3 protein-coding genes are annotated in these 1,542 nt (G+C 46.8%); all 3 read right to left on the bottom strand.

From position 1 onward, the window contains the following. A partial coding sequence (locus BWI97_RS26290; RefSeq protein WP_369826678.1) for a type II toxin-antitoxin system HigA family antitoxin occupies positions 1-234 on the bottom strand: 234 nt, incomplete at its 3' end. Position 235: 1 nt separating this feature from the next. Then, on the bottom strand, positions 236-568 hold the full coding sequence (locus BWI97_RS26285; protein ID WP_094813313.1) for a type II toxin-antitoxin system HigB family toxin: 333 nt from the start codon (positions 566-568) through the stop codon (positions 236-238). Positions 569-757: 189 nt separating this feature from the next. Then, positions 758-1,542: response regulator (locus BWI97_RS26280; RefSeq protein WP_146011065.1), on the bottom strand; the 785-nt coding region annotated here is incomplete at its 5' end.

Genomic DNA, 1,542 nt, shown 5'->3' with positions numbered 1-1,542 from the left:
GTCTTTTGCCTTCAGCGATTTTTCATTCATGAGCGAGGTAAGTAGTTCGATCGGGTCGGCATCCGAAAAGGAAGTATGTTCGTGGTCCCACTTCTCGATCAGATACGTGAGCAGCTCCATTTCATCCTGCGTGGCAGGGCCCTGATCGGGACTAGTCACCAATACTTCCAACGCCTGGCAATACGCCTGATACTGCTGTTCTGTTTTAATTACTTTATATTTCAACGCTTCCATTCTAGTAAAGATTTACGGTATACTGTTCATTATGCTTACAAAGCTTATCGTACGCTGCGTGCGTACCAATCCAGCATACAAAGAGATGAACCTGCTTTTCTCCAAAAGCGTACTTACAGATCATCCGGTAGTTATTGCCGCCGATGTCAAAAACAACCCGATTGCTTCCGTTTCCCAGTAGATCAGCCGCACCAAACGTATCCTGAATGTCTTCCGGAGCCTGCCAGTCCGCAAACCTGATGGCAGTGAGCCAGAGCCTGAAGGAACTTTTGCTCCGGGCGTTTTTTAGAGTATACGCCTGAATGGTTTCCTTTCTTATCAAGTGAACTTTCATAAGTAACGTAAAGATACCGCATAAGTTCACCATTTGTGAACTTATGCGGTATCTTTCATTCCACTCTTTTAGCCGAAACTTACTTTGGTATCGGTAAGAAGGTGAGCAGAAGACCAGAAACCACGGTGCTGTTTGCTCACCAGGCGTTTGTTGTTACAAAACCGCGTTCGGTAGTACGTTTAAGGGCAGTTATGCATCTTCAAATTCCTCACTTGGGGCCTGCGAGCGATGAAGTTTGGCGTATTCCAGCGGCGACATGCCATAGGTTTGATGAAAGGCTTTCCGGAAATATTTCGGGCTTTCGAATCCAACCTCGGTCATGACTTCTCCGACTCTCATATCGTCACCCTGCAACAACTGAGCTGCTTTTTTCAGACGAATATCCCGAACAAATTCAACGGCAGTTTTTCCAGTAATCGTCTTGATTTGACGGTAAAACGAGGACTGGCTCATTCCCATCTGACGAACCAGAACCGGAATCGTGAAATCCATTTCGGTCAGGTGAGCTTCAACGATGGCAATCGCTTTTTCCAGCAGACATTTCTGTTCATTAGGAATGATCAAATCCGTTGGCTTGAGTAAAAGCTGGCGATGATAGTACTCTTTCAGCAGAAAACGATTCCGTAACAGAACCGCTACTTTGGTACGTAGCAGGGTCAGGTTAAAGGGTTTCGTCATGTATTCATCCGCTCCGGTTTCCAGACCTTCCAGCTGATGCATGGCCGTTGCACGGGCGGTCAACAGAAATACGGGTATATGCAGCGTTTTGGGGTGCTTTTTGATTTTCTGACACAAGTCCAGACCACTACTATGGGGTATCATCACGTCGCTAATTACCAGATCGGGCAGGAGTTCCAGGGTTTTCGCCCAGCCTTCTACGCCATCCGTTGCGGTACTGACCTGATAGGTTTTGGCAAACGAATCGTACAGATACTGCCGCAGTTCGTCATTGTCTTCGATAATCAGCAAATGAG

It is taken from the genome of Siphonobacter sp. BAB-5405 (assembly GCF_002872335.1).
Taxonomy (GTDB): Bacteria; Bacteroidota; Bacteroidia; order Cytophagales; family Spirosomataceae; genus Siphonobacter.
This window is presented reverse-complemented; position numbering and strand designations above follow the sequence as displayed.